The following is a 3,639-nucleotide window of genomic DNA, read 5'->3' on the forward strand; positions in this document are numbered from 1 at the left end:
CCGCCATGCCGGCGGCGGGCGGTTCCGACCACGCCGGTGCCGCGCCGCCCACGCCGGGCACGTCCCCGGTGCAGACCGTGCACAAGGATGGCCCGGCTTCCACCGGCAGCAGTCCGGTGCCCCCCGCCGATGCCCTGCTGTCCGATGCGGGCGCGCCGGCCGCACTGGTGCAGGACCTGCGTCCCCCCTCGATCGTGCTGGACGGGCTGTTCCAGGCGATTGGCGAGGCCCATATCTATACCGACGCCAAGACCGCCGCCGACGCCATTCCTGATGAGGCCCCGGCGGACCTCCTGGCGGAATACAATGTCGCCAAGCTGCGGCCTGACTTCTCGCTCAAGGATTTCGTGGCGCGGCATTTCACCCTGCCCGAACGCAAGACGGTTTCCTACCAGCGCAGCCCTGATGAAAACGTGCGCGACTACATCAATGGCATGTGGGAAGTCCTCAGCCGGCCACCCGACACGCAGGTGGCGTATTCATCACAGCTTCCCCTGCCCTATACCTATGTCGTGCCTGGCGGGCGTTTCAGTGAACTGTATTACTGGGACAGCTACTTCACGATGATCGGGCTGTACGAGAACCAGAAGATCGACCTCATGCGCGACATGGTGCGCGACATGGCGTCGATGATCGACCGGTATGGCCATATTCCCAATGGCAGCCGCACCTATTACCTCAGCCGGTCGCAGGTGCCGTTCTTCTCGTTGATGGTGGACCTGCTGGCCATGCATGATGGTCAGGTGGCCTACACCACTTTCCTGCCCGAACTGCAGGCCGAATACGATTACTGGATGGACGGGCAGGATTCCGTACCGCCTGGCGGTGCGTACCGCCATGTCGTGCGCCTGCCTGACGGCACGCTCATGAACCGCCACTGGGATGACATGGACACCCCGCGTGACGAAAGCTACCCGCAGGATATCGCCACCGCCGCCCATTCCGGTCGCCCGAAGGAAGAAGTCTACCGCGACCTGCGCGCCGGTTCGGAAACGGGGTGGGATTTCTCGTCGCGCTGGCTGGCGGACGGGCATACCCTGTCCACCATCCATACCACCGACCTGCTGACGGTCGAACTGAACTGCATGATCCCGCATCTGGAGCAGACGCTGGCCCATGCCTATGATCTGAAAGGCAACAAGGACGCGGCGGCCCGCTACAACCGCCTGGCACAGGAGCGCATCGACGCGGTGCAGCGTATCCTGTGGGATGAGCGCCGAGCCGCCTTCATTGATTATGACTGGAAGAAGGGGGAATCGACCTCCATCCTGTCAGGGGCCACCGTCGTACCCCTGTTCATGCAGATGGCAACGCCCGAGCAGGCCAAGGCCGTATCCGAAACCGTGCGCAAGAATCTGCTCAAGGTTGGTGGCCTGATCGCCACCGAACGCAGCGGCAGCGGGCAGCAGTGGGATTCACCCAATGGGTGGGCGCCGCTCCAATGGATGGCGGTCAAGGGCCTGAACCAGTATGGTTATGACGCACTGGCCAGTGATATCGCGGCCCGCTGGATGGGCCGTGTGATCGGCACCTATGAAAAATCCGGTGTGCTGCTGGAAAAATATGACGTGGTCAATCCGTTCATCAGCCCCAAGGGCGGCAAGGGCGGCGGCGAATACCCGATGCAGATCGGGTTTGGCTGGACCAATGGCACGCTGCTGGGGCTTATGAACCGTTACCCGCAGAACACCCGTGTCGTGCTTGACCGCAACCCGGCGGCGGACCAGCCATCACCACAGCCCCTGCCGCCGATGAACCCCTATGGCGTCCAGAGCGACACCGATGCGCTGAGCCGTTACAGCCAGCCTACCGTAACCCTGGCCCCGCGCCCCGTGGCCCCGACGCCCACCCTGCCGCAGATATCAGCCGTGGGGGCGAGCGCACCAACCGCGACCACGCAGATTCCGGCCGCACCAACACCAACACCAACACCAACACCAACACCAACACAGCCTGCATCTGCCGCCGACAAAACAACAGCGGCTACAACTGCGCCAGTGCCTTCGGGCAGCGAGACCGACAATGCGGAACATCATGATGGCACGGTGTCCACTGCGCCCGTTCCGCCACGGGACGTCCCGGCCACACCGCAGCCCGCACAGCCGGCACAACCCGCCAACCAGCCCCCTACGACAACAGATTCATCTGGCAATAATACAGACGGGACTGACCGGAAACCTGCCGCAAACAGCAGTTCTTCCCCGCCCGGATAAACACAGGACCGCTTGGGAATGCCGTTATGGCCGGAGATAAAGGAATCGCCATAACGCCTCGGCCGGCCCGGTGTAACCAGAGCGGTACCATATCCGGGCCACCACAACCTGAAACAGAACCACTGGCACCGTCAGGCACATGAGAAACGCATAATCCATTGTGCCATAGAAATGGGGCATTCCCGCAAAACCAAGACGCGCCACTATGGATTGACCCAGATAGGCACTCAATGCGACACGTCCTATGGGGGCCAGCATATGTTGCAGCCACTCGATCCGGTCTACCAGCCACAACCATGCCAACGCGCCAAACGGCGCACCCAGCAGCCGTATCGTAGCCAGCAGAAAAGCAACATCCGCAGGATAGGCGCCCGACCATGCAGGACATAACCGGACCTGCATAAGCGCCAGCGGCAACAGTACCAGGCTGACACCAATTCCGGCAGGTAAGAACCACACGCATCTGCGCGACGATGCACATGACAGGAAACAACCTGAACGATAGAGTCCCATTCCTATCAGCATCAGCGGGCCACTGGTCACCATCACCGCAAAAAGCGAAACCGGTAGTGCCTGCAGCCAGTCCCTTGCGTTTTCCCCAACCAGCCCGGCAAGCGCGGCTGGGTAATGCGTTGCCAGCATGATGTCATGCGGCACCGTTGCAACCTGCCCCCCATACGCGACATGGCCTGTACCCAGCAATGCCACCAGCCCATCCATGCGCAACAGGGCGACACCTGCAAGATAAGCCACGCTACCCACCACCAGCAGCCTTGCCCCTGACCAGCGTCGGCAAGGGCTAATGACAAGGCCGGTCAATGCATAGGGCAACAATATATCCCCCCACCACAGGACCATGCCATGCACTATGCCGAACAGTGCCAGCCACCCAAGCCGCCGCCTGAGCCGACGGCTTTTTCTCCGATCCCGGCCGTCACCACCAACCCACAGCATGGATATACCGAAAAGCAGGGAAAACAGGGCAACGAAACGTCCCTGCATGGCAACCTGCACACCAATCCATGCCAAGCGGTCTGGCAACGTAGTAATCATCCGGCGAGAGACGCGGGCGTATTCAGGCGGCGATGGTATTGTGGACCTGCTGGTGGGCTTTCCAGTGCCAGGGCAGGAGTTCATGGAGGCGTGGATTGGGGATGTCATTGATCCGTGCCAGGACATCGGCGAGCCATGCGTGGGGATCGACATCGTTCAGACGCGCGGTGACGATCAGGGAATACATGGCGGCGGCGCGCTCTCCGCCACGATCGGACCCGGCGAACAACCAGGCTTTCCTGCCCAGGGCGATGCCGCGCAGAGCGCGTTCTGCTGCATTGTTTGAGAGGCAGATCCGGCCGTCAGTGAGGAATCGTGTGAATGTATCGGCACGTCTGAGAAAATAGTTCATGGCGTGGGCAACGGGATTTTT

General features: G+C 61.7%; 3 protein-coding genes. 1 reads left to right on the forward strand and 2 read right to left on the reverse strand.

Annotated elements, in window-relative coordinates:
• Positions 1 to 2,213: alpha,alpha-trehalase TreF (treF, locus tag GEU01_RS23525; RefSeq protein WP_019087467.1), on the forward strand; the 2,213-nt coding region annotated here is incomplete at its 5' end.
• A gap of 24 nt (positions 2,214 to 2,237) precedes the next feature.
• Here treF and GEU01_RS20030 read toward each other — a convergent pair.
• Both GEU01_RS20030 and GEU01_RS20035 read right to left on the reverse strand, forming a co-directional pair.
• Positions 2,238 to 3,254: a DUF418 domain-containing protein gene (locus GEU01_RS20030; RefSeq protein ID WP_232272644.1), complete on the reverse strand. Its 1,017-nt coding sequence runs from the start codon at positions 3,252 to 3,254 to the stop codon at positions 2,238 to 2,240.
• 34 nt (positions 3,255 to 3,288) lie between these two features.
• Positions 3,289 to 3,639, reverse strand: a 351-nt coding sequence (locus GEU01_RS20035; protein WP_019086484.1) for an IS66 family transposase, incomplete at its 5' end; no start/stop codon positions are given.

It is taken from the genome of Komagataeibacter europaeus LMG 18890, from assembly GCF_000285295.1.
Lineage (GTDB): Bacteria > Pseudomonadota > Alphaproteobacteria > Acetobacterales > Acetobacteraceae > Komagataeibacter > Komagataeibacter europaeus.